The sequence below is a fragment of the Streptococcus mitis genome, assembly GCF_000722695.1.
Taxonomy (GTDB): Bacteria; Bacillota; Bacilli; order Lactobacillales; family Streptococcaceae; genus Streptococcus; species Streptococcus mitis_O.
Genome location: NZ_JPFU01000012.1, coordinates 187,802 through 211,166 on the forward strand (window position 1 = coordinate 187,802; position 23,365 = coordinate 211,166).

Sequence of the window (23,365 nt, forward strand, 5' to 3'; positions counted from 1 at the left end):
ATGTGACTAATAGTCACATAATTTAAAAAACTAAACAAATTGATTAGGAAACTCAAACTAAGTTCCAACAATGCTTTAGGAACTACAGTCTACTACTTCAGATTCAGTTCACTATAATTTCCAAGCGAATCTTATGATAGCTACTTTGTTAGGATGCTCTTATTTTTTATCAGACAAAACAAAAGGATTAAGAAAGTTATTCTCCTTAATCCTATAGTCTCTTAAGACTGACGTTGTCCGAAATCTGCAATCATCTGATCCATTTCTTGTCGACTCGGAGTTGTCAGCATATAAAGGTAATCTCCTTGAAGTTCCGCGAAGGCAGCTGGCATGATTTTTTTAACCTTGAACTGCTGGCTATATTTAGCAAGCAGTTCCTCTTCTGAATAAACATAATGAGCATTTGCACGTCGAGAAGTAGCCAAACAATACTGAGGTTCAAACTCTGAAACTGGGAACTCTTCTCCTGCGATAATAGCTGCATAGCCACGATAAAGATCCAAAGAGTGAGCAAAGTTATAAACATCAATGGTAAAACCACCTGCAGGACGATTATTGTACTCGATGGCAATGTAGTCGTCCCCTTCACGGAAGAACTCAATATGGAAGAACCGTTCTTTCATACCAAATTCTTTAACGATGTCCTCACCATATTTACGTAATTTAGGATCCATATCCTTAAGAACATAGTAGGAATTGTCCATCTTATAAATCATGAGATCAAGCGGTGTATAGGCGTAGTCAAAGGTTGTTGAAAAGACGATGTTGCCATCCTTGTCCACAAGACCGTCAAAGGTACAAATTTCACTGGAGGTGACAAATTTTTCAAAGAAATAAAGGGTTGAATGGTCCCATTCTTGTTTGAAGTGATTGATATCATCTTCTGTCTCAAGTTTAAAGGTTGCGGCTGCGCCCACTCCATTGTCAGGTTTGGCAATCATTGGAAGACCGATTTCTTTCACTGCTTGATCAACATCTGCTTCCATCTTGATAACAGCTCCAGGTACCACAGGGACACCTGCTTTTTTGAAGAGTTTCTTCATCTCAGACTTAAATTTCGTCTTTTTGAGATCCTCTGGTTTGGCACCAAAAACATTGAATTGCTCTCTGAGTGCTGCATCCAACTCTAACCAATATTCATTGTGGGACTCGATACGGTCAATTGGGCCATGTTTATAAAAGAGAAAAGCAACTGCACGTTTGACTTCGTCTATGTTTTCAAGATTGTCAACACGGAAATACTCTGTTAGGCTATTGCGTAAAGGCTCATCCAATTGCTCGTATGGTTCTTGGCCAATTCCCAAGACTGTGATGCCTTTATTAGCTAATTCGATGGTAAACTGTTGAAAATTTTGTGGATAGTAGGGAGAAATAACAAGGTAATTCATAGGTAACTCCTTTTATAAATAGAGATTTCCAAGGAAATAAGGCATTTGTTTGCGCCACCATTCCCAGTCGTGGGCGACATCGTGTCCCCATTCAGCAAACCAGGCTGGAATTTGTTTCTGGTCAAAGGCTTCTTTGAGCTTATAGAAAGATGGCAAGCCATCTTGTTCCCAGGCACCAAGACCCGTACACAGCACAATCTCTGCCTGACGGTAACGATCAATAAACCAGCCGTCGTTCTGATTCCAGATATAATCTACTGGCGAGTTTTGGTAAATGGCATCGTCATTGTAGTAATCGCCGACAAAGAAACGTGCATCGTAAACACCACTAAGAGCAATCACCTTGGTAAAGACATCTGGATGCTGGAGGAAGAAATTGAGTGCATGGTAGGCGCCCATGGAGCAACCTGTCGTCATCATGCCGTCAAACCAACCTGTCTTATGCTTGATGAAGGGAATGGCTTCCTCAATCACGTAGCGTTCATAGGCACGGTGCATCTCTGCTTGGTCATGACCATTTTTCCAAGTGGCTAACCAGCTCTCACTGTCAACACTGGATAGGGTGAAGAACTGGACACGGCCTTCCTCGATAAAGGAAGCACAGGCATCAATCATGCCAAAATCATAGTATTCATTATGGCTACCACCTGATGAAGCAAATACCACAACTGGAATCCCAGCATGACCATAACGGTTAAGGTACATTTCACGGTTAAGATTGCCACTCCAATGGCTAAGATGTTCAATATGCATATTTTCTCCTTTCTTACTTTACCAGTTTTCTGCAAAAAATCTCAGACAGTCTGGTAAATTCTCCGACCATGGGATTTCACTATGGATGGCACCAGACTGAACTTTCAAGACAAGATTGTCCAAATGAACTCCCCCTGCTATCAAATCATGGTAATAGCGAAGCGACGAGTCGATGTAGGCTTGCTTGATATTACCAGCCATCAGGGTCTTGTCTGTATCATCCGCTTCTTCCGTTCCTACATAGATGAAGATGCGCTGGTCAGGCGACAGTTTATGGCGCTCGATATAGCGGTTAAAAGCTTCTTGGTGAAGCCAGTTAGCAGATGAAAAGACCCCTAGACAACCAATTTGGTCTTGGTATTCCAAACCGATAAACTGGGTAATATTGCCTCCTAGTGAGGAACCAATCATAGCCGTATGCTGGCGATCAGCTTTTGTACGGTATGTCTCATCGATAAAAGGCTTGACCACCTCCATGACAAACTCGGCGTACTCCACACCTTTACCGCCAAACTGCTGCCCAGGAATAGGAGATTCTTGGAACTTCCAAGCCGCATACTCATTCATCCGCCCCATACCATCATTATCAATAGCAACGACAATCATGCGACTGATATCAGGATTTCGCTTGATGGCTGGGATAATCTTCCACGAGTGACCAATGAAAGATTCTTTACTATAAAAGACATTTTGCCCATCATGAAAGTAAACAACAGGATAGGAACGGTCAGTATCTTTCTCATAATCTTTAGGAAGAAGAACACGTACACGGCGCTCCTTACCAGTATAAGGAACCTTAAGTTTGTGTTCTTTCATTTTTAAATAAAAGTAGGATTGATTCATTGTCAGAAAACTCTCTATATTCAAAATTTTATCTCATTATATCACAATTATAGAAAAAAAGTTAGTTTTGCTTCCATATTTGGATTAAAAACCAACTTTTTTATTTATTTTTTCTAAATTATTTTGGATTTTCTGATTAGAGGAGATTGTCAATCAAGTCATCGACTTCATCTTTTGCGGCCTGAGGCGTAATCTCAGTGATCATAATCCCTGCCACAGCTCGCTCAACTAAGCCCTTAACATCCATTCGTTTTTCATACTGCTCTGCATTTTTAATCTTAGGATTGGTCTTAGGACGGTCAGGTGCAAAAATCGTACAGCAGTCTTCAAAAGGCTGGATAGAAATATCAAAGGTATCGATTGCTTGGGCGATGTCAATGATTTCTAACTTATCCATAGTCACCACAGGACGAATAACTGGAGTGCTGGTCACAGCGTTGATAGTCTGCATGCTTTCCAAGGTCTGGCTAGCTACTTGACCAAGACTTTCCCCATTGATGATAACCAAACCATTTCGTACCTCACGGATACGATCAGTAATTCTCATCATAAAACGGCGTGTCAAGGTCATGAGGTAGGCTTCTGGTGCTTTAGCCTTGATTTCCTCTTGAATCTCTGTGAAAGGCACTTCGATAAACTGGATATTGCCCCCAAACTTGGTCAATTTACGGGTCAAATCTTGGGCTTTTTTAAGAGCCCCTGGACTAGTATATGGTGGGCTGGCAAAGTGAACCGCCTCAATATCTACCCCTCTTTTAAGAGCTAGATAACCCGCCACAGGTGAGTCAATTCCTCCTGATAACATGAGCATACCTTTACCAGAACTTCCCACAGGTAATCCTCCTGCTCCACGAAAGGTTTCATAGGAAATATAAGCCGCTTCCTCACGAATCTCAACCTGAAGATTAATATCTGGATTTTTCATCTGAGCTTTCACGTTTGGAATAACCTTGAAAACAGCACTACCAAGAGTTTGATTAAGTTCACGACTATCAAGTTCAAAGGTGTGGTCGCTACGCTTACCAGTGATTTTAAAGGTCATCCCTTCCTTGTAAGTTTCTTTCATAATCTCTTGGACAGCAGATTTAAGAACATCCACGGACTTTTCGACTTTATAAACGGGAGAAAAGTTTTGAATTCCAAAGACTTGCTTGAGGGATTCTGCTACTGCTGTATAATCAGCTCCATTGAGGTAAGCGTGGGCACGGTCGCGATCTGCGGTTACCTTAACTTGGGGATAGATAGACAAAACGTCTGAAATATTATTACGAAGTTTATTGATGAAACGCATACGATTTTTGTGCTTGGTTGACAATTCTCCGTAGCGAATCATAATTTCTGAATACTGCATAAATGATCCTATCTTACTTTTCTAGTTTGATTATAAATTAATTTTAGCTTGGTCAAAAACTGCTCGACCTGACTCATATCATTTTCAAGGTCTAGGCTAAGACGTACAGCTGACTGAGCCTTATCCTTGTCCACTCCCATGGCTATCAAGGTGCCTGCAGGTTTCCCTGCCTTGGATGAACAAGCAGAGGTCGTTGAGATGAAAATATCATAGTCTTCAAAAGCGTGAACAATGACTTCTCCACGAACACCTTTGATTCCAAAAGTCAGGATATGAGGGGCGAAGCCTTCCTCATCTGAGAAGACAAACATATCTGGATAGTCCAGAAGAGCTTGGCGAATAACAGTTTTCATCTGCCCAGTCTTGCTCGTAAAGATATCTAGCTTTTCCATAGACAAGCGGAGGGCCTTGGCTGTCGCTGCAATCCCTGCTACATTTTCAGTTGTCGAACGATAATCACGCTCCTGACCACCACCTGTTAAAAGGGGCGTAATCTTCTTGCCAGACTTGATATAGACAAAACCAACACCTCGGACACCATGAAACTTATGACTAGAGAAGGTCGCAAAATCCACTCGTTCTGTTAGATATTTTTCAGTCGGAATCTTAGAAAGTGCCTGAACCGCATCAACATGGAAGGAAATAGTCGGCTTGTCTGCCAAGAGTTCTGAAATAGCCTCAATAGGTTGGATAGAGCCGATTTCATTGTTCACAGCCATGACAGAAATTAGGATTGTATCAGGCCGTATCAAACCTGCTAGAGCTTCAACATCCACAAATCCTTGCTCATCAACTGGAGCAAAATCTACTTCAAAACCTTGAGATTTTAACCAGAGGGCTGATTCCTTAACTGCTGGATGTTCAATGACTGAGACGATGATGTGCTTGCCAAACTGAACTTTTTCAAAGGCCACACCCTTGATAACCCAGTTATCCCCTTCTGTTCCACCAGAAGTAAAGAAGATTTCATCACTTTTCTTGCCAATCAAATCTGCAATTTGCTGACGAGAAGCATCTAAAATTCGTGTTGCCTGGTCTCCCAAACGATGGAGACTAGATGGATTTCCTAAAATTTTTGAAGCCACCTGCATATAGGTTTCAAGGGCTTCAGGATAGGACTTGGTCGTCGCCGAATTATCAAAGTAAATCATGTATTCTCACGCTTTCTAAAATCACTCCTTCTATTGTATCATGAAATGGAGCTTGCGACAAGAAAGGGCAATTCCCCTTTTTTTAAGATTTTTTTAAAGAAATGCGGTATAATAAGTTTTAATTAAAGGAGAGAATGTATGTCTAATTATCGTAGAACTTCAAAACCAAAAACAGAACACATCAAAAAAGGCTTTACGGTCTTTCAAAAAACCGTTGCGACTATCGGTAGTATCCTTGGTTTGATTACCGCAAGTATCACGATTATGAATGCCCTAGATAATAATAAAAATACTAAAAAAGAACCTACGACAAGCCAGACGACAACCATTGTCAAAGAAATTCAAAAGGAATCCCCTCAGGAAAACACTAGTCCCAATAAAGAAACTAACACTAGTCAAGAAAAAACACAACCAGAAGAAACGCCAAAATCTAGCGTCAAGGAAGAGAAAAAAGAAGAGCAGAAAACAGCAACTCAGGATTCTTCTACTCCTGCTCCTACTCCAAGTAAACCTGCCACTAAAAATGAAAAACAGTCCAATACCCCAACTTCAGAAAACAAAAGTAATCAATAGCCAGTAAAATAGCTTCCCTCCAAACTTGGAAAGAAGCTATTTTTTATTGTTGCAACACTTTTCTTGGTTTGGTACCTTCAGCTGGACCAATGACACCTGCCATTTCAAGTTCTTCCATGAGACGGGTCGCACGGTTAAATCCAACTGACAAACGACGCTGAATCATAGAAGCACTGGCTTTCTGGGTTTCGATAACCAAAGCCTTGGCTTCTTCAAAAAGCGGATCTCCACCAGCATCTCCATCTGAAAATTCTCCTTCATTTTCAGAAACCTCTCCTGGCTCAAAACTCTCATCGTAGTCTGCATCTGCCTGAGCCTTGATGAAGTTTACGATGCGTTCGACATCGTCATCCGAGATAAAGGAGCCTTGGAGACGAACTGGGTGATTTTCATCAATCGGTTTAAAGAGCATGTCACCTCGACCAAGCAGTTTTTCTGCTCCATTTTCATCCAAGATGGTGCGCGAGTCTGTCCCTGATGAAACCGCAAACGCCACACGAGATGGGACATTGGCCTTAATCAGACCAGAGATGACATCAACGGATGGACGTTGGGTTGCAAGAATCATGTGGATACCTGCAGCCCGCGCCTTCTGTCCAAGTCGGATAATGGCATCTTCTACTTCCTTGCTGGCCACCATCATGAGGTCAGCCAACTCATCCACAATCACAACAATAAGTGGCAGCGGAACCTGCTTGTACTCAGACTGGGCATTAAACTCTTCTACCTTGGCATTAAAGCCTGCAATATTCCGAACCCCCACCTTGGCAAAGAGTTCATAACGGTTTTCCATTTCATCCACAACCTTTTGCAGGGCCTTGCTGGCCTTGCGTGGATTGGTCACAACTGGAATCAAGAGATGAGGAATATCATTGTATACAGACAACTCAACCATCTTGGGATCGACCATCATAAATTTAACCTGATCTGGTCTCGCCTTCATGAGAATGCTAGCGATAATGCCGTTAACTACTACTGACTTCCCTGAACCTGTTGAACCCGCGACTAGCAAGTGGGGCATTTTAGAAAGGTCAAAAGCTCTTGCTGTGCCATTAACCGCCTTCCCTAGAGGAATTTCCAAGAGATTTTCTGCTTTCGTTTGAGATTGTTCCCATAGTTCGCGGAAGGACACAGTCGCAATCTCGGAGTTAGGCACTTCGATTCCGACTAGGGATTTCCCAGGAATTGGTGCTTCAATCCGAACATCCTTAGCGGCCAGTGCCAGTGCTAAGTCATCTGCTAAATTAGAAATGCGGTTAACCCGTACTCCAACTGCTGGTTTGACTTCATACTTGGTCACTGATGGCCCAATTTCAGCCCGTTCCACCGTCACCTTGATACCAAAGCTAGCAAATGTTTCTTCTAGAATTTTGATATTCTCTCGGACAATTTTCTTCTCTTTAGACTGGTCTTTGGGTTTATCTGGTGCGAATAGTTGTAAACTAGGAAGTTTGTATTCAAGAGCCTCCTTGGCTGAAAAATCAACCTGAACATCTTCATCATCAAAGATTTCTTCTTGATTGGGGAATTCATGTTCAGCTTGAGGCAGGATGATTTCTGGTTCCACCCACTCTTCTTCAGGCATAAGTGGAAGATCCTGAACATCTTCCTCTGTCAAAATTTCACCTGTTTCCATATCAACAGGAGGCAAATCGAGTAAGGCTTTCTCAACCGCTTCTTTTGCTAATTTAGCCTCTTCCTCAGCCTTTTGGCGAGCTTTTTCTTCTTGTTTGACAAAGCGTTCCTCTTTTCGACGCTCATGCCCTTCCCGCCATTTTGCAAAACCTCTACTAAAAAATTCCGCAATATCGTAAACAGACCAAGGACTGATCAGAAGAGAACCCACTAAAATCAAGATTGAACCAATAAAGTAAGTACCGATATTTGAGAAGAGAAAGGCAATTGGCATATAAAGAGCGACCCCAATCAAGCCCCCTCCAGCAAAACTGGTCGTTCGAAAACCAGTCAAATCCGTCACAACCTGAGCCATGGTTCCTTTTAAGATCGAATTGTCCAAACCATATTGCCAAACTAAATAGGCCTCAAAAATTAAGAGCAAACCAGCAAATATGGTGAAAAAGCCAGATAAGAGTCCTTCTTGTTTTCGTATCCACTTGAAAAAGAAGAGGTAGAGCAGGATACCAAATATTGCTAGATAGGCTAGGCTACCCACCAGCAAGCGAATTAAATTATAGAGGGTTATACCTGCAGCCCCTAATTTGAAGGCTGCGAAAATCAATAAAATCGCTATTCCCAACGAAATCAACATCCGTTGAATCGCTTCTTGTCTTTCGAGTTCTGCTTTAGACGGTCTCCGTCTTGTTTTACTTGTATTCTTGTTTGCCATTCTTCTATTATACCATATTTCACAGGTATTTCGGAAAGAGAAAAAGACTGCACCAATCGGTACAATCTTTTCATATTATATCTAATTTTTATGCTTGTGGTTTGCGTAGGTAACCATAGACCACACCACTTACGATTGCTCCTACCAAGACAGCAACGAGGTAAAGGAGAGCATTTGAAGTAAGGGCGATAACGAAGATTCCTCCGTGTGGCGCCATGAGTTTGATACCAGTAAGACCAACAAGTCCACCTGCTACTGCTGAACCAAGGATGAAGCTTGGAATCGCACGAGCTGGGTCAGCGGCACCAAATGGAATCGCTCCCTCAGTAATAAATGATAAGCCCATGATGATATTTGTCAAACCAGAATTGCGTTCTTCCTTAGTAAATTTATCTTTGAAAAGAAGAGTTGCGACAAAGATTGCAAGTGGTGGCACCATTCCTCCAGCCATAACTGCTGCCATAGCTACAGAACCACCTGAAGAAACAGTCGCTGCAAGCGTACCTGTACCAAAGACATAAGCTGCTTTATTGACTGGTCCCCCCATATCAACAGCCATCATTCCACCAAGAACGATACCGAGAAGGACAGCTGAACCGCCTCCAAGACCGCCAAGGAAGTCATTCATAGCAGTGTTGATTGCTGCCATTGGGATGTTCACAGCTAGCATGACAAATCCAGTCAAGATTGTTCCAAGAAGTGGCAAGAGAAGGATTGATTTAGCACCTTCAAGGGAACGAGGAACTTTAACGTATTTCTTGATAGCAAGAACTAAAGCACCTGCGATAAATCCACCAACAAGGGCACCTAGGAAACCAGATGAGACACCTGCAAGAGTTGAAGTTGCTTCACCACCTGCTGCATAAGGGATTTTACCAAAGGCAAAACCTTCTTTAGCAATAGCACCAGCCACAAAACCTGCTACTAAACCTGGTTTTTCAGCAATAGAGTAGGCAACATAACCTGCAAAGACTGGAAGCATCAAACCAAAGGCAGCTCCCCCAATTTTCATGAACATAGAAGCTAGTTCATGGTAGGAACCAAGATTTCCAAGATTTTCATTTGGAACTCCCAAAGCACCGTCAATCAAGAAGGCAAGGGCAATCATGATACCTCCACCGATAACGAATGGCAACATTTGAGATACACCACTCATCAAGTGTTTGTAGAAGGCACCACCAAGGCCTTGTTTTTCGTTAGAGGCTGTTGCAGCTTTTGCCCCATTGGCAGCACGGTAGACTTCAGCATCTCCTGAAAGAGCCAAGTTGATCAATTCTTCTGTCTTACGGATACCGTCAGCAACTGGACGATTGATCAATGGTTTGCCATCAAAACGATCCATTTCAACTGCCTTGTCTGCTGCGATGATAACAGCTTTAGCCTTACAAATGTCTTCCGCAGTTAGTTGGTTACCAACACCACTAGCACCGTTGGTTTCGACCTTAATTCCAACACCCATTTCAGCAGCCACTTTTTGAAGGGCTTCTTGAGCCATGTAAGTGTGGGCAATACCTGTCGTACAAGCTGTAACAGCTACGATAAAGTCAGCAGAGTCATTGGCAGGTGCTTGAACAGTTTCTTCAGTTTTTTCTGAAGCTTGGTCAAAAAGTTCGATAACTTGGTCAGCTGATGTTGCTTGACGAAGCTTGTCAGCAAAACCGTCTTTCATCAAGTATTGAGACAATTCTGCCAAGGCTGCTAAGTGAGTATCATTGGCGCCTTCTGGAGCCGCAATCATGAAGAAGAGGTCTGTTGGTTGCCCATCCAAGCTCTCATAGTCAACACTCTTGTTTGACTTAGCAAAGAGAACAGTCGCTTCTTTTACAGCAGCGTTTTTGCTGTGAGGCATAGCGATTCCATCACCCAAACCTGTAGAAGTCAAAGCTTCACGCGCCAAAATGCCTTCTTTAAAGGTTTCAAAATCTGTTACATAACCGTGGTCTGTCAAACTTTTAATCATCTCGTCGATGACAGCTGTTTTTTCAGTTGCTTGCAAATCTAGCAACATGACTTCTTTTCTCAATAGGTCTTGAATTTTCATCGTTTTTCTACCTCAACTTTTTCATATGTTTCTTTAATAAATTCCGCTGTTGCCAAGTCATCCGAGAAGGTAGTTGCCGTTCCGCAAGCCACTCCCCATTTGAAGGCTTCTACTGCATCTTTTGATTTGACAAATTCACCGGTAAATCCAGCAACCATAGAGTCACCAGCTCCCACTGAATTTTTGACTGTTCCCTTGATAGGTTTTGCGAAGTAAGATCCCTCAGATGTGACAAGAAGGGCACCGTCACCAGCCATAGAGATAATAACGTTTTGGGCACCTTTAGTCAGTAACTCACGAGCATATTTCTCGATTTCATCTAAACTTTCGAGTTTAACCCCAAAGATCGCTCCCAGTTCATGATTGTTTGGTTTGACCAAAAGCGGCTGGTAGTCCAAACTATCAATCAAGGTCTGTCCTTCAAAGTCACAAACCACTTGCGCACCCGTCTGACGTGTCAAGGCAATCAAATCCTTGTAGATGACATTGCCTAGATTTTTAGCACTTGAACCCGCAAATACAACCGTGTCTTCTGAAGTCAAACTAGACAAAAAAGCTTTCAATTCTTCTAACTGGGCTGGTTCGACAGTTGGACCCCTTCCGTTGATTTCTGTTTCTTGGTTTGCTTTAATCTTGACATTGATGCGAGTATCTTCTGCTACTTGGACAAAACGTGTCTCGATTTCTTCCTCTGCCAGAGTATCTGTGATAAATTTACCAGTAAAACCACCGATAAATCCAGTTGCTGTATTGGGAACATCCAAGCGTTTCAAGACACGACTAACATTGATTCCTTTCCCACCAGCAAACTTATCATCACTGTCCATACGATTGACACTACCGACTTGGACTTGGTCCAAGCGAACGATATAGTCAATAGATGGATTGAGTGTGACTGTATAAATCATACTTCTATTACCTCCGTTTTCTCCTTAATAACCTGCAAGAGCTCATGCCCTTGACTTGTGATAACAATTGCTCGTTTAAGTGGTGCTACCTTGGCAAAGCAAGTTTGTCCAATTTTTGACGAATCCACCAAGACATAAGTCTGTTTAGCATTCTCCAAAATGGCTCGCTTCACAGCTCCCTCCTCCATATCAGGAGTCGTATAATAACCATCGTCCACACCATTCATCCCGATAAAGGCACGATCAAAGTGCAATTGGTTAATCTGGTTAAGAGCAACGCCCCCGATGCTCGCATCTGTCGCCATCTTGACACTTCCTCCAACCATGACCGTTGGAATCTGCTTTTCAACCAACTGTGCTGCATGGTGAATGGAGTTGGTCACGACTGTAACATTCTTATTAACCAATTCATGAATCAAAAAGGCTGTAGTTGTTCCAGCATCGATAAAGATGACATCTTGTTCCTTGATGAGAGAGGCTGCTTTCTGAGCCAGCAACCTCTTCTCTTGAAGGTTTTTGACAGATTTTTCTTGAATGGTTTCTTCTTCCTGCAAGGAGTGGGGTAATTCTGCTCCACCATGCACGCGACGAAGCTTGTTTTCTGCTTCCAACTCATCCAAGTCTCTTCGAACCGTTGATTCTGACGTTTCTAGCAAACTAACTAATTTTTCTAGAGAAACTACATGGTGTTGATTTAGCTCCTCTAAAATCAGTTGCTTCCGCTCTGTTTTTAACACCGAACCACCTCCTGTTATCGTTTACACTATTCATTCTATCACACTTTCTTTCAAAGTCAAGCACTTTTTGTCATTTTCTTTCAAAATCTATCATTTTTTCTTATTTCCAGAATTTTTATTGCAAGATAAGAGCCTTTATGGTAGACTATTTTAGTAAGTATTGGAAGATTACTCAAGAGGCTTAAGAGGCCGTGTTGGAAACGCGGTAGGCGTGTAACAGCGTGCGTGGGTTCGAATCCCATGTCTTCCGTAGAAAAGAAAAATTATTTCTAGGATGCAACAAATGTTGTATCCTTTTTTATCACTTTTTTAAAAAATAGGATCTGTTTTAGGGTCTGTTTGTGACTCCTTTGTTGTATCCTTTTTCTGCAAAAGAATACCAAGGAATACCAAAGACAAAAATAAAAAACGTTGATTTTGAACTGCATCCCAAAAGTTAGACAAAAAAATCTAACTTTTGGGGTCAGTACAGTACAGAAACTAGCGTCTTTCATATCGCTTGACATTAAGCTATTTCTAGCTAACACTTCAAACGTGTTACTCAAGATAGACGAGATATAAACCTATTCGATTTTTTGCAGTTACTCTCGTTCCATATCTTCACGCTTATACTCAGGGCAAAACGTAGTCTTACACGGTTCTTTCCGATTGGTAGCTCTAACTGGTTCTTTAAATGTCCACATGAAGCAAGAATGTTTCTGACAAATCTCTTTCTCATTCACATAATGGCGCGGTTCAAATCCTAATCTCTACATCTTATCCCCTCCTAGAATAGTAACTCGCCATGATATTCTTGACGCACTGCTCTAGCACCACCAGAATATGCAGGTTGTCGCTTCGGTTTCTGTCTATTCTCTACTAACTCAGCAGTAACCATATCCTTCTGCTTACAATCTCTTAAAATGCTACTGTGATACTTAAAGTACGGCTTGCCGTTTCCAACACATTCCTTGATTGCTAACTTGATAACTTCTTTCTTATGGTCTTCCAAAAATGCTTTCAAATCCTCAATATCAAACGATGTCGGTTGTCTTCCAAACCCTGGATAAATCCAATCGTAGACAATTCCCAAGTCATTTTCAGCAGGGCGTCCTCTATATTATATAAAGAGTCAGTACCAGCACCCTCTGGTTCACTCAGTCTTGATTGACTGTACTTTTTCCAGTCCTTGACCTATATTTTTTCCAGTACCATAAATATAAAGACGATTAGGTTGGTTAACTCCTTGCTGAACTTCCTTTAGTAATCCAAAATCTTGTAAATCTCTTTTTGCTTTAATTACATTTTTTTCGTCATAATTAAGTAAACTCATAAGCTGTTTATTTGTGAAGTAAACAAATACATCTCCATTTTTATCATTCCATTTATTTTGAATAGATAATGTTCGTCTATCAAAAATAAACATGTACACTACTTTTACTCTCAGATTCAATCTCTTGTATTCTTCATCCAGTAACCATTGTGGAAACTGATAGAAAGCGTTGTTCTTTACTTCGCTTATTTTCAATCATTCTTTCTCCTTTCTAATTTCATCCAAACTGACTTCTAGTACGTCAGCGACTTTGCAGATATTCGTCCACGACATCTCTTTTAATCTTCCAGCTTTTAGGTTAGAAAAATTAGAATGATGGACATTTGATTCTTTGGCTAATCTGTACATTGACCAGCCTTTTAATTTTAATTATTGTTCAATTTTATCCCACATCTAAAACACCATATGTTGTGTTTTTCAAGCACATTATATCATTTCTTATACTATATGTTGACAATCAAATATATTTGAGTTATAATATATCTTGACTAAGACCTCTCACGTTTTAGTCAAAATTCCAATAGAAAGGAGAAAATTATGGATTTCAATCAAATTGCAATAACTTTTTTAACTTCATGTGTCCCTGCATTTCTTGTTTATCTCACTAATAAACATCAAACAAACGCCAAAATAAAAGAATTAAAAACACAAGCTGAAAGTGAGTTACAGAGACTTGAAAAAGAACATGAATTGAAACTGGATGCCTTGAAACAAAGCCAACAAGTGGATATCACTTCAAAATTTTTCACAGGTGAACTTGATGTCAATAAACTTACTCAAGCAGTTAACGGAATCGCAGAACTTCAAAAAGTTGTAAATAAGCTATCAAAATAATTCGATGAAAGTGGAGAACTTACTCTGCTTTTTTTAAAATTTTCAAAAGTATTGAAAGCCCACTAGCTAACCCAGCTAGATACCCTCGTCCGTAGTCTGTCGATAAGAATTTCAATAATTCAATTGTTTCTTCTTCAATCATCTTCTACTCCTATTAGTGAATTTTTTTATTAGCAATTTCATCTATTGTATCTAAAACAAGTTTTCGCATCTCTTCTCGTGCTTGCAATTCATTGCGAAAGAAAGAATCAAGCATTTCGGTCAATCTATTCGAATATCCTCGCAATAGCATTACCGTTATCAAAAACGAAGTAATTACTGAGACGAGAACCGCTGAAAAAACACTTTCCATTTTCCTACTCCTTATCTTTTTTATCACATCGGTACTTCACTATCTGACGGATAGTAAAAGACACAATCACAAATCCTGCTAGGATTATCAATCCAGTTTCTTCACTCATTGCTTTTCACGGCAAATGATGGTACACTATCAAGTAGAGGTTGGGGCTTCTGCCCCTTTCTCTACTTTTTGTTTTGAAGCTTACGTTTGTGTTCTAAGATTTGTTTGTGCCACAAACGTGCTTCTCTGGTTAAGCCTAGTACCAAGATGACGGTTGCAGTGTCCTTGGTTGCTAGGCTTTTTATGATGTGTTCCATCATTTGCCTTACCTCCTTTTCCTTAAGCTTGATTTAATTACAATATGATTTTTTCGTATTATCAATAGTTTTTGTCAAAAAATAGGATTTTTTCGTATTTTTTGATTGTTTATCAATCAAAAATGATATATAATGTAATTATAAAAAATACGAGGTAATCGTAAATGGATGAAAAAAAACGAATGCAAATTATTGCTGAAAACATTACACACTTTAGAAAGCAACGTGGCATCACCCAAAAGGAGTTGGCTAAAGAAGTTGGAATTACAGCAAGTACTATGACAGACTATATGAAGTTAAGAAGCGCTCCTTCTTTTGGTGTTATCCAAAAACTGGCTGATTATTTCGGTGTTAAAAAATCAGATATAGATACTACTTTTAAAGAAGAATCTATCAATTCCTTATCAGATGCTCCAGATTTACTCACACAGCAAATCACAAACACCGCTCGAAAATTATCTCCTGAAAATAAAAAAATCGTTCTACGAACGTCTGAGGATCTTCTGAAAGAGCAGAAAAACGAAGAAGAAACGAAGAAGAAACGAAGATAAACGAAGATAAACGAAGTATCGGAGGTTATCAGCTTGTACCAAGTTGAGGTAGTATCTGAGACGGCAGCAGCTTCTGGATTTAACTATGGATTCGGTTACGATGATACAGACAGAGAAACTATAGAGGTTGACGAACAACCACCACGCCACGATATTGCTACCAAGGTCAGCGGAGACTCCATGCAACCTGACTACCAAGACGGAGACATTCTCTATTTAGTAGACAAAGGACTGACTACCTACAACGGCGATTTAGCAGTTATCGTATACGGAGACCGTTCTTACTTCAAGAAGATATATACCGAAAACGGACGCTTACGCCTAGTGTCCCTCAATGACAAGTATGAAGATATCATCCTAGACTTCCCACCAGCCGAAGACACACACATCAATATTTATGCAGTTGTCGGGGTGTATAGGGGGGGAATAAAAAAATTATTTTTTAAAAATATTAAAAAAACAGTTGACTTTAAAAAAAAATCATTTAGAATGAATTCATTAGAAAAAAGCGTCGGGATCTCTACGGGGACCGATACGGGAAAACTCCTTCATTCTAAATTAGAATGGGGGAGTTTTTTTGAAGCCATTTAAAACAATCGAGGAACAAATCGCAACACTAAAAATCAGAGGGTTATCCATTACAGATGAATCTAAAGCAGCTAAGTACCTGCTAAGTAACAATTACTACAATATTATCAATGGATACAGTAAGTTTTTTCAACACCCTGGTACTGACACTTATATTGACAGCGTCACATTTGACGAAGTTTCAAGTCTCTATACATTTGACAAAGATGTAAAACGAGCCATTTTGCAAGCTATTCTTGAAGCTGAACACCATATTAAGTCAATCACTGCTCACAGATTCGCCGAAGCTTACCCCAGTCAAAAATACGCTTATTTAAACACCAATTCTTATGCAGATAATAAAATATTAGACGTGGGATTTATTGTATCAAAACTATCCAAAATCATAAACACAAACAAGCGATACAGAGGAAATTCAATTCACCACTACGCACATACTCATTCAGATGTCCCAATCTGGGTACTAACTGATTATCTAGAGTTTGGAGATTTGCGCACGATTATTGAAAACCTGCCGAATTCACTCCAAAATGAAATCGCACGGGATTTAGTAAGTTTTATAAGCACAAACATACCTGACTTTAACGATGTTTTCCCACCAGAAACCTTGATATCTTTTCTAAAAAATATTAACGAGGTACGAAACAAATGCGCTCACAATAATCGCTTATTAAACTTCAGATGTCGTTCTAATAGTACGTTTTGGGAAACGATTCATAACGAAGAGATCTTGATGGGAGATGACAGTAGAAAAACTGTATATTCAACAATTATTAGCCTTCAATGCTTTATTAGTAAAGCAGAATTCAACATTTTGTGGAATACTCTTAGAAAGAAAGTTATCAAACTAGAGAAAAAGCTGCCTTCTATAGACATCAATGTAATCAACCAGTCTTTAGGTTTTCCTAATGATTGGCACCGTAATGAACCAAGAGTATAAATTAAAACCAACTGTTTCCATTTAGGAAATAACTGCTTGACAGAAATTAAAAAAAGAAATACACTAAGAATGTAAAAAAGCCTTGTTCGTCAAGGATAAACTCGTCTGGTGTACTTCTAAGAGGTACGCCTTATTTTATTATCTGACGAGCTGCCAACTGTTTCCATTTTGGAAACAACTCAAAAAATCCCCACACTCAAATTTTGGTTGAGGAGAGTGTGAGAATCAGCTAGTATAGTAAAAGGCATTAAAAAGCCCTTTTTACTATACCCATTTTATCAAGAAATGAGGTGAAAATCAATGGAAATTAGATCTTATAAAAAGAAAAACGGAGAAACAGCTTATATGTTTCGTGCGTATATCGGTAAAGTGAACGGATATAGTCAATATGCTACCCGCCGAGGTTTTGCTACAAAAGCTAAAGCAAGAGCAGCACTACTTCAACTTCAAGATGATATTGAGAGTGGCGAGCAAACTAAGAAAGAAATAACGGTTGAGGAAATTTCTAAAAAATGGCTTAAAGATTATTCTGAGACAGTCCAAGAGAGCACTTATATCAAGATCTCTAGGAATTTTAAGAATCACATTTATCCAGCTTTCGGCAAACGAAAGATAGCAACAATCACACCTCTTCAAATGCAAGAACAAGCCAACGAGTGGTCTAAGAAATTAGTCTATGGTCGTAAGATGAAAGGTTTGATGAATAATGTATTCAAATACGCTATAAGGCATGGATACCTTGAAACCAATCCAGTTGATAGTGTGATTACCTCAACAAGAAAGAAATCAGATAACAAGAGCGATTTTTACAGCAAAGATGAGCTTCAAAAATTCCTGAAACTTGTTGCCAAAACAAAGGATCTAAAAAAGATAACTCTATTTCGTCTTCTAGCCTTCACAGGGGCACGAAAAGGGGAGATTTTAGCCCTGGAATGGAGCGACTGGAACGATAATACTCTGGACATAAACAAGGCCATTACAAGAGGTTTTTCAGGGGAAGAGATAGGCAATACTAAAACAGTCAGCAGTAATCGACTAATCAGCTTGGACAAGAAAACAAAAAGTATTTTAAAAAAATGGAGAAGGCAAAACCCAAATACCAAATACATTTTTGAGAATGATTTAAAAAAGCCAATTCCCAGCACTCTTCCCAGAAAATGGCTTATCAAAATTGTAGAAGGTAGCGACCTGCGTCCAATTAAAATCCACGGATTCAGGCACACACATGCCAGTCTATGTTTCGATGCAGGTATGACTTTGAAACAGGTCCAACATCGTCTCGGACACTCTGACTTAAAAACGACCATGAATGTTTATACTCACATAACCAAGCAAGCAAAGGACGACATCGGAGAACGCTTTGCGAGTTATATTGATTTTTAAGGAGGTTCACCCTCCTTTTTGTGACTCCTTTTGTGACTCCCTTTTTTGCAAAAGAATACCAAGGAATACCAAAGACAAAAATAAAAAACGTTGATTTAACAACGTTTTACCAAGGAATGCAAAGGAATAATGGAGCCGGTGGGAGTCGAACCCACGTCCAAACACCTGCCAACATATTTGTCTACAACCATAGGTTATGTATTAGTTTAACAGTTCCTCGACACATAACTCAAGCCTAGAAACTGCGAGTCTATCAATCTCTTATCAAGCCACTAGACAAGACTCAATCGTATCTCGCTAATAATAAGACCTGTCATTGAACACGAGCAATCCAAATCGGGTCACGCCTGCTGGTTTTTAGGCAGCTAGAGCGTAAGAAGTGTTATTTTTTGCAGTTATATTTAACTGAGCGTTTACGTCGCCACACGAGTCGCAAAATATGCCTCATAATGCCTGTCGAATCCGTAACGACCCCAAAAGACAACAAAACCATTATACCTTATCTAACTCAAAAATGCAAAAAGGAAATCAACTAACTACAAAAGATAGTCTTTCAAAGCTTTGGTCAAAACTTGATAACCAGTAACACTAAGATGCAGCCCATCAGTTGTATATTCTTTTTTGAGTTGGCCTGCTTGGTCTGTCAAACTATCAAAAACTGGCACAAATTCTACCTGCATATAGGCAGAGGCAAGTTCTTTATAGGCTTGATTCCACTCCTGTATCTTTTCATTCGTTCGGATATAGACTGTCTGCTTGTACTCCTCTCCCTCATTGACTGGCAAAATGGAAAGCAGTTTCATCTCTGTCAATGGATAATCACGAGCAATGGATTGAATGATAACTTCGAGATTATTGAGAGCCTCATTAACAGGTACATCTTTTCCGATATCATTTGTCCCAATTAAAAGGACAATTTTATCTACCGCCCCACCGTACAGATGCGCATCTAGATTTTCTAATAACAGCCCTGTCTGATAACCTCGAATGCCTCGATTGACAATCGTCTTTGCAGTCCCAAATAGCTCCTGCAGAGGATAATATTCGACAATGGAATCCCCAATAAAGAGAACATCTGGTTTTACAACAGAAACTTGATTTAAGTGGCAATACTTGGTTTGGATTTTTTCTTGTTCCTTTAGTAACCAATTTTCTAATAACTGTACTGCCACTTCATTCTCCTTTTTCTAACCAGTTTTCCAAGACTTGATAAACTCCTCCTTGGCTGTTGGCTGGCGCTAGAGCAGTCGCCACAGCTTTGGCCTTGTCATCAGCATTTCCCATCGCATAGGCAATCCCAGCCATTTCAAGCATTTCAACATCATTTTCACTGTCACCAAAAGCCATGATTTGGTGAGGGTTCAAGTCCCAGCGCTTGAGTAATTCCTCCAAGCCCCATGCTTTATGAATCCCAGCTTGGAGGATATCAATGCAACCATAGCCACTCGAGACAGCCCGAACACGGCCATCAAAGAGCCCATTGATTTCTTCCAAGACTGAACTCAAACGTTCCTCACCAACAACCATACTCATCTTGAGCACACCACCAAAGAGGTCGGATGTTAACTCATCTACAAAATGCATCCGTTGGTAAAATTTTTCAATCATTTCTGGAGTCATAAAACTTTCAAGTTCTGTAAAAATCGTACCTTCTTTGACAAAACCACCCTTCATCCCCGTTACAACAAATTGGTCCTGGCACGCTCGACCCTCGAAATGAGCCAAGGCCTTATCGACAATGGCATCATCCCAAGTCTGAGCCTGAATCAGTTCATTGTTTTCAAAAATACGAGCGCCATTGGCAACAACCAGAACAACTCGATCCACCAAGTGCTCCAGTAGTTGCCTCATACGGTGAATTTCATTGCCCGTTGCAATGACAAAATGAATGCCTCTTTGATCCAACTGATCTAAAATCTTTTCCAAGCGTGGGAGATCCAGCTGGCCTCTAGCATCCAGCAAGGTCCCATCCATATCTGTCGCAATTACCTTAATAGTCATTTACTTTCCTCTAGAATCAAGCTAATCCCACTTCAATCCCACATGTTCATTCATTTCTTTATAGGCTGTATCAATTCGTTCCTTAGTCGCTTCATCTAACTGATCACGATGACTGCCACCCTCGATGAAATCTTCTAAGATATAGGTTTGGTAAAGGAAGAGTGGATAACCTTCTGGTGAATAAGTGCCTTTTGGAGTTCGATTTACCCAAGAAGGATGCGCTTTGGCAGTTTCAATTGTCGTCTTACCTGCTTTTTTCTTAATGGTCACATCCATAAGCACGCCACGCTCTGTCCACTTAGCATTCTCTTCATCTTGCATAGTTTCAATTCGTTGATTGGAAATGAAGTTCCCCATTGAATAGATAATGAGTTTCTTATCCCCATCTTTTTCTACTGTTTCAGATGGTTCTACAACGTGAGGGTGCCCTCCAAAGATAATATCCGCTCCCCAATCGATCATCTTGTGATAAAGAGCCTTTTGTTCTTCAGTTGGTTCCAAGCGATACTCGACACCCATCTGAGGCATGATAATGGTGATATCCGCTTCCTTCTCTGCTCGTTCAATTTCAGCCTTCATCTTGTCTTCATTTAAGTCTGAAAGATAGCGGTTATAATCCTCTTGAGAAATACTTTGCTCAATTCCATTAAAACCATAAGAATAGGCCAAAAGTGCCACCTTGATACCGTTCACTTCCTTGATAACGAGAGGAGCTTGATCACGTGACTCATGCGTATACACTCCAATAGGTGTCATTCCTGCCTTTTCAATAGCATCTGCTGTTGAGACCACACCTTCTATTTGTGAATCTAGGATATGGTTATGCGCCAAGTCTAGCACTTGATAACCGGCATCCTTGATGGCATCCATGACTTCGCCAGGTGCATTAAAAAGAGGATAACCAGCCAAATAGTGGTCCTTGTTTACCGTACCTTCAAAGTCGCCTATAATCAGGTCTGCTTGTTTGAGCCATGGTTTCACATAATCAAAATTTTCATGAAAATCATAGGTTCCATCTTCTTTTAAGGCAGAACGATAGATAGGAATGTGATAGAGGAGGTCCCCGTTAGCCATAATTCTTGCAGTTTTTTCCTCGTCCTGATCTTTAGCATTTTGATTGGTCTTATTTGCTTCTTGAGAAATGGTATCCTTTTTTTGACTGATCAAGGGGATTCCTTGGAAACTTTCAAACAACAAGACCAAGCCCATTGACAAAGCAACTGCTAGCAAGAGTATGGTCACAAATCCCTTATTGCTCCACTTGCGATAACTCCTAAAAAAGTTTACCAAGCCCATCATAAAACGAAAAGCTGAACCACGTTTATGTCTTTCCTGTCTTCTTTGCATCTTTATTCTCCCAACTTTCTAATGCAAGCCTTTTCTTTTTATTATATCACAGATACATAATTCTTTCACAATTGAATCGAACCTACTAGACATTTTCTATAAAAGCTCGATGCCGTAATACTTTCAATCCTTGTCATTTTGTGATATCATGTAGAGGTAATGAAAGGAGAGAAAATGTCTGCTATAGAACGTATTACAAAAGCTGCTCACTTAATTGATATGAAAGATATTATTCGCGAGGGGAACCCAACTCTACGCGCGGTTGCTGAGGAAGTCACTTTCCCCCTATCTGACCAGGAAATCATCCTTGGCGAAAAGATGATGCAATTCCTCAAACATTCCCAAGATCCTGTCATGGCTGAAAAGATGGGGCTACGCGGTGGTGTTGGACTTGCTGCTCCTCAATTGGATATCTCAAAACGCATTATCGCTGTTTTGGTGCCAAATATTGTTGAAGAAGGCGAAACTCCAGAGGAAGCCTACGACTTACAAGCCATTATGTACAATCCAAAAATCGTCTCTCACTCTGTTCAGGACGCTGCTCTTGGTGAAGGAGAAGGCTGCCTGTCTGTTGACCGCAACGTGCCTGGCTATGTTGTTCGCCATGCCCGCGTTACTGTTGACTACTTTGACAAGGACGGCGAAAAACACCGTATCAAACTTAAAGGTTATAACTCCATTGTTGTTCAGCATGAAATTGACCACATTAACGGTATCATGTTTTACGATCGTATCAATGAAAAAGACCCATTTGCAGTTAAAGATGGTTTACTGATTCTAGAATAAAGAAAATCCCGTTGCAAGACGGGGTTTTGTGTTATAATAGAGGCATGAAAACAAATGATATTGTCTATGGCGTCCACGCCGTTACCGAAGCCCTCCTTGCAAACACAGGAAACAAACTTTACCTCCAAGAAGATCTCCGAGGTAAGAACGTTGAGAAAGTCAAGGAACTGGCTACAGAAAAGAAGGTGTCCATTTCTTGGACTTCAAAAAAATCCCTCTCCGAGATGACTGAAGGTGCCGTTCATCAAGGTTTTGTTCTACGAGTGTCCGAATTTGCCTATAGTGAGCTGGATCACATCCTAGCCAAAACACGCCAAGAAGAAAATCCACTTCTATTGATTCTAGATGGCTTAACTGATCCCCATAATCTAGGCTCCATCCTGAGAACAGCCGATGCGACCAATGTTTCAGGTGTCATCATTCCCAAGCACCGTGCTGTCGGAGTAACTCCTGTCGTTGCCAAAACGGCCACAGGTGCTATTGAACACGTTCCAATTGCCCGAGTAACCAATCTGAGTCAAACTCTAGACAAACTCAAGGATGAAGGTTTCTGGACCTTTGGAACAGATATGAATGGTACTCCTTGCCACAAGTGGAATACAAAAGGGAAAATCGCCCTCATCATCGGAAATGAAGGAAAAGGCATCTCTAGCAACATCAAAAAACAGGTCGATGAGATGATTACCATTCCCATGAATGGACATGTTCAAAGTCTCAATGCCAGTGTGGCTGCAGCCATTCTCATGTACGAAGTTTTCCGAAATAGACTATAAAAAAGTTTCCAGTCGTATGATTGGAAACTTTTTTATGATTATACTCAATGAAAATCAAAGAGCAAACTAGGAAGCTAGCTGTAGACAGCTCAAAGCACTGC

General features: G+C 40.4%; 24 protein-coding genes, 1 tRNA gene, 1 other RNA gene and 1 pseudogene. 8 read left to right on the forward strand and 19 right to left on the reverse strand.

Annotated features, from left to right (window positions below; translation table 11 throughout):
• Positions 1 to 221 precede the first annotated feature (221 nt).
• The 5 genes from SK629_RS04900 to SK629_RS04920 all read right to left on the reverse strand — a co-directional run bounded on the left by SK629_RS04900 (position 222) and on the right by SK629_RS04920 (position 5,486).
• Positions 222 to 1,388, reverse strand: coding sequence for an ATP-grasp domain-containing protein (locus SK629_RS04900; RefSeq protein ID WP_042900842.1), 1,167 nt, complete (start codon positions 1,386 to 1,388; stop codon positions 222 to 224).
• Positions 1,389 to 1,400: 12 nt separating this feature from the next.
• A complete protein-coding gene (locus tag SK629_RS04905; protein ID WP_033683867.1) occupies positions 1,401 to 2,141 on the reverse strand; it encodes an esterase family protein in 741 nt (246 codons plus the stop codon).
• A gap of 18 nt (positions 2,142 to 2,159) precedes the next feature.
• Positions 2,160 to 2,984: an alpha/beta hydrolase gene (locus SK629_RS04910; RefSeq protein WP_042900843.1), complete on the reverse strand. Its 825-nt coding sequence runs from the start codon at positions 2,982 to 2,984 to the stop codon at positions 2,160 to 2,162.
• A gap of 136 nt (positions 2,985 to 3,120) precedes the next feature.
• Complete coding sequence (gene thiI, locus SK629_RS04915) at positions 3,121 to 4,335, reverse strand: tRNA uracil 4-sulfurtransferase ThiI (protein WP_042900844.1); 1,215 nt, start codon at positions 4,333 to 4,335, stop codon at positions 3,121 to 3,123.
• Between the two features lie 8 nt (positions 4,336 to 4,343).
• Complete coding sequence (locus SK629_RS04920; protein ID WP_042900845.1) at positions 4,344 to 5,486, reverse strand: cysteine desulfurase family protein; 1,143 nt, start codon at positions 5,484 to 5,486, stop codon at positions 4,344 to 4,346.
• Between the two features lie 138 nt (positions 5,487 to 5,624).
• Here SK629_RS04920 and SK629_RS04925 point away from each other — a divergent pair, with 138 nt between their 5' ends.
• Entirely contained in the window at positions 5,625 to 6,059 is a 435-nt protein-coding gene (locus tag SK629_RS04925; protein WP_042900846.1) for a DUF6556 family protein, read from the forward strand.
• A gap of 43 nt (positions 6,060 to 6,102) precedes the next feature.
• On the opposite strand, the gene SK629_RS04930 is transcribed toward SK629_RS04925, so the two are convergent.
• From SK629_RS04930 to SK629_RS04945, 4 genes are all read right to left on the reverse strand, one after another.
• Positions 6,103 to 8,406 (reverse strand): DNA translocase FtsK, encoded by a 2,304-nt coding sequence (locus SK629_RS04930; RefSeq protein WP_080710210.1) that lies wholly within the window; start codon positions 8,404 to 8,406, stop codon positions 6,103 to 6,105.
• Positions 8,407 to 8,494: 88 nt separating this feature from the next.
• The gene (locus SK629_RS04935; protein ID WP_042900848.1) at positions 8,495 to 10,447 is read right to left on the reverse strand and encodes a PTS fructose transporter subunit IIABC; all 1,953 of its coding nucleotides are present in this window, start codon (positions 10,445 to 10,447) and stop codon (positions 8,495 to 8,497) included.
• Complete coding sequence (gene pfkB, locus SK629_RS04940; RefSeq protein WP_042900849.1) at positions 10,444 to 11,355, reverse strand: 1-phosphofructokinase; 912 nt, start codon at positions 11,353 to 11,355, stop codon at positions 10,444 to 10,446. The genes SK629_RS04935 and pfkB overlap by 4 nt, the downstream gene beginning before the upstream one ends.
• Complete coding sequence (locus SK629_RS04945; protein WP_042900850.1) at positions 11,352 to 12,092, reverse strand: DeoR/GlpR family DNA-binding transcription regulator; 741 nt, start codon at positions 12,090 to 12,092, stop codon at positions 11,352 to 11,354. The genes pfkB and SK629_RS04945 overlap by 4 nt, the downstream gene beginning before the upstream one ends.
• A 162-nt stretch (positions 12,093 to 12,254) precedes the next feature.
• Here SK629_RS04945 and SK629_RS04950 point away from each other — a divergent pair.
• Positions 12,255 to 12,342 (forward strand) — tRNA-Ser (locus tag SK629_RS04950).
• Positions 12,343 to 12,858: 516 nt separating this feature from the next.
• Here the strand turns inward: SK629_RS04950 and SK629_RS11445 are convergent.
• The 3 genes from SK629_RS11445 to SK629_RS04965 are packed head-to-tail and all read right to left on the reverse strand — an operon-like array spanning position 12,859 to position 13,752.
• Positions 12,859 to 13,164, reverse strand: a complete 306-nt coding sequence (locus SK629_RS11445; RefSeq protein WP_235219609.1) for a DnaD domain protein — start codon at positions 13,162 to 13,164, stop codon at positions 12,859 to 12,861.
• Positions 13,165 to 13,224: 60 nt separating this feature from the next.
• Positions 13,225 to 13,599, reverse strand: a complete 375-nt coding sequence (locus SK629_RS11450) for a replication initiator protein A (protein WP_080710211.1) — start codon at positions 13,597 to 13,599, stop codon at positions 13,225 to 13,227.
• Positions 13,600 to 13,752, reverse strand: a complete 153-nt coding sequence (locus SK629_RS04965) for a helix-turn-helix domain-containing protein (RefSeq protein WP_235219610.1) — start codon at positions 13,750 to 13,752, stop codon at positions 13,600 to 13,602.
• 189 nt (positions 13,753 to 13,941) lie between these two features.
• Here SK629_RS04965 and SK629_RS04970 point away from each other — a divergent pair, with 189 nt between their 5' ends.
• Positions 13,942 to 14,238 (forward strand): hypothetical protein, encoded by a 297-nt coding sequence (locus tag SK629_RS04970; protein ID WP_042900851.1) that lies wholly within the window; start codon positions 13,942 to 13,944, stop codon positions 14,236 to 14,238.
• Between the two features lie 19 nt (positions 14,239 to 14,257).
• Here the strand turns inward: SK629_RS04970 and SK629_RS12830 are convergent, their stop codons facing one another.
• The 3 genes from SK629_RS12830 to SK629_RS11455 form a co-directional block, all read right to left on the reverse strand.
• Entirely contained in the window at positions 14,258 to 14,380 is a 123-nt protein-coding gene (locus SK629_RS12830; RefSeq protein WP_265182584.1) for a hypothetical protein, read from the reverse strand.
• A 12-nt stretch (positions 14,381 to 14,392) separates the two neighbouring features.
• A complete protein-coding gene (locus SK629_RS04975) occupies positions 14,393 to 14,590 on the reverse strand; it encodes a hypothetical protein (RefSeq protein ID WP_042900852.1) in 198 nt (65 codons plus the stop codon).
• A 170-nt stretch (positions 14,591 to 14,760) separates the two neighbouring features.
• Positions 14,761 to 14,898, reverse strand: coding sequence for a hypothetical protein (locus SK629_RS11455; protein ID WP_000969962.1), 138 nt, complete (start codon positions 14,896 to 14,898; stop codon positions 14,761 to 14,763).
• Positions 14,899 to 15,059: 161 nt separating this feature from the next.
• On the opposite strand from SK629_RS11455, the pseudogene SK629_RS04980 reads away from it, so the two are divergent.
• The 3 genes and pseudogenes from SK629_RS04980 to SK629_RS04990 form a co-directional block, all read left to right on the forward strand.
• Positions 15,060 to 15,869, forward strand: a pseudogene (locus SK629_RS04980) (XRE family transcriptional regulator); the annotation flags it as partial.
• Between the two features lie 154 nt (positions 15,870 to 16,023).
• Positions 16,024 to 16,974 (forward strand): Abi family protein, encoded by a 951-nt coding sequence (locus SK629_RS04985; RefSeq protein ID WP_042900853.1) that lies wholly within the window; start codon positions 16,024 to 16,026, stop codon positions 16,972 to 16,974.
• Between the two features lie 300 nt (positions 16,975 to 17,274).
• Complete coding sequence (locus SK629_RS04990) at positions 17,275 to 18,357, forward strand: tyrosine-type recombinase/integrase (protein ID WP_042900854.1); 1,083 nt, start codon at positions 17,275 to 17,277, stop codon at positions 18,355 to 18,357.
• Positions 18,358 to 18,484: 127 nt separating this feature from the next.
• Here the strand turns inward: SK629_RS04990 and ssrA are convergent.
• From ssrA to SK629_RS11465, 4 genes are all read right to left on the reverse strand, one after another.
• Positions 18,485 to 18,832, reverse strand: a transfer-messenger RNA (tmRNA) gene (gene ssrA / locus SK629_RS11460).
• Between the two features lie 61 nt (positions 18,833 to 18,893).
• Positions 18,894 to 19,529, reverse strand: a complete 636-nt coding sequence (locus SK629_RS05000) for an SGNH/GDSL hydrolase family protein (RefSeq protein ID WP_042900856.1) — start codon at positions 19,527 to 19,529, stop codon at positions 18,894 to 18,896.
• A 1-nt stretch (position 19,530) separates the two neighbouring features.
• On the reverse strand, positions 19,531 to 20,358 hold the full coding sequence (locus SK629_RS05005; protein WP_042900857.1) for an HAD family hydrolase: 828 nt from the start codon (positions 20,356 to 20,358) through the stop codon (positions 19,531 to 19,533).
• 21 nt (positions 20,359 to 20,379) lie between these two features.
• Positions 20,380 to 21,705: a CapA family protein gene (locus SK629_RS11465; RefSeq protein ID WP_080710212.1), complete on the reverse strand. Its 1,326-nt coding sequence runs from the start codon at positions 21,703 to 21,705 to the stop codon at positions 20,380 to 20,382.
• 174 nt (positions 21,706 to 21,879) lie between these two features.
• On the opposite strand from SK629_RS11465, the gene def reads away from it, so the two are divergent.
• Positions 21,880 to 22,491, forward strand: a complete 612-nt coding sequence (gene def / locus SK629_RS05020; RefSeq protein ID WP_001272936.1) for a peptide deformylase — start codon at positions 21,880 to 21,882, stop codon at positions 22,489 to 22,491.
• Between the two features lie 44 nt (positions 22,492 to 22,535).
• Positions 22,536 to 23,264, forward strand: a complete 729-nt coding sequence (gene rlmB, locus SK629_RS05025; protein WP_000855742.1) for a 23S rRNA (guanosine(2251)-2'-O)-methyltransferase RlmB — start codon at positions 22,536 to 22,538, stop codon at positions 23,262 to 23,264.
• Positions 23,265 to 23,365 lie beyond the last annotated feature (101 nt).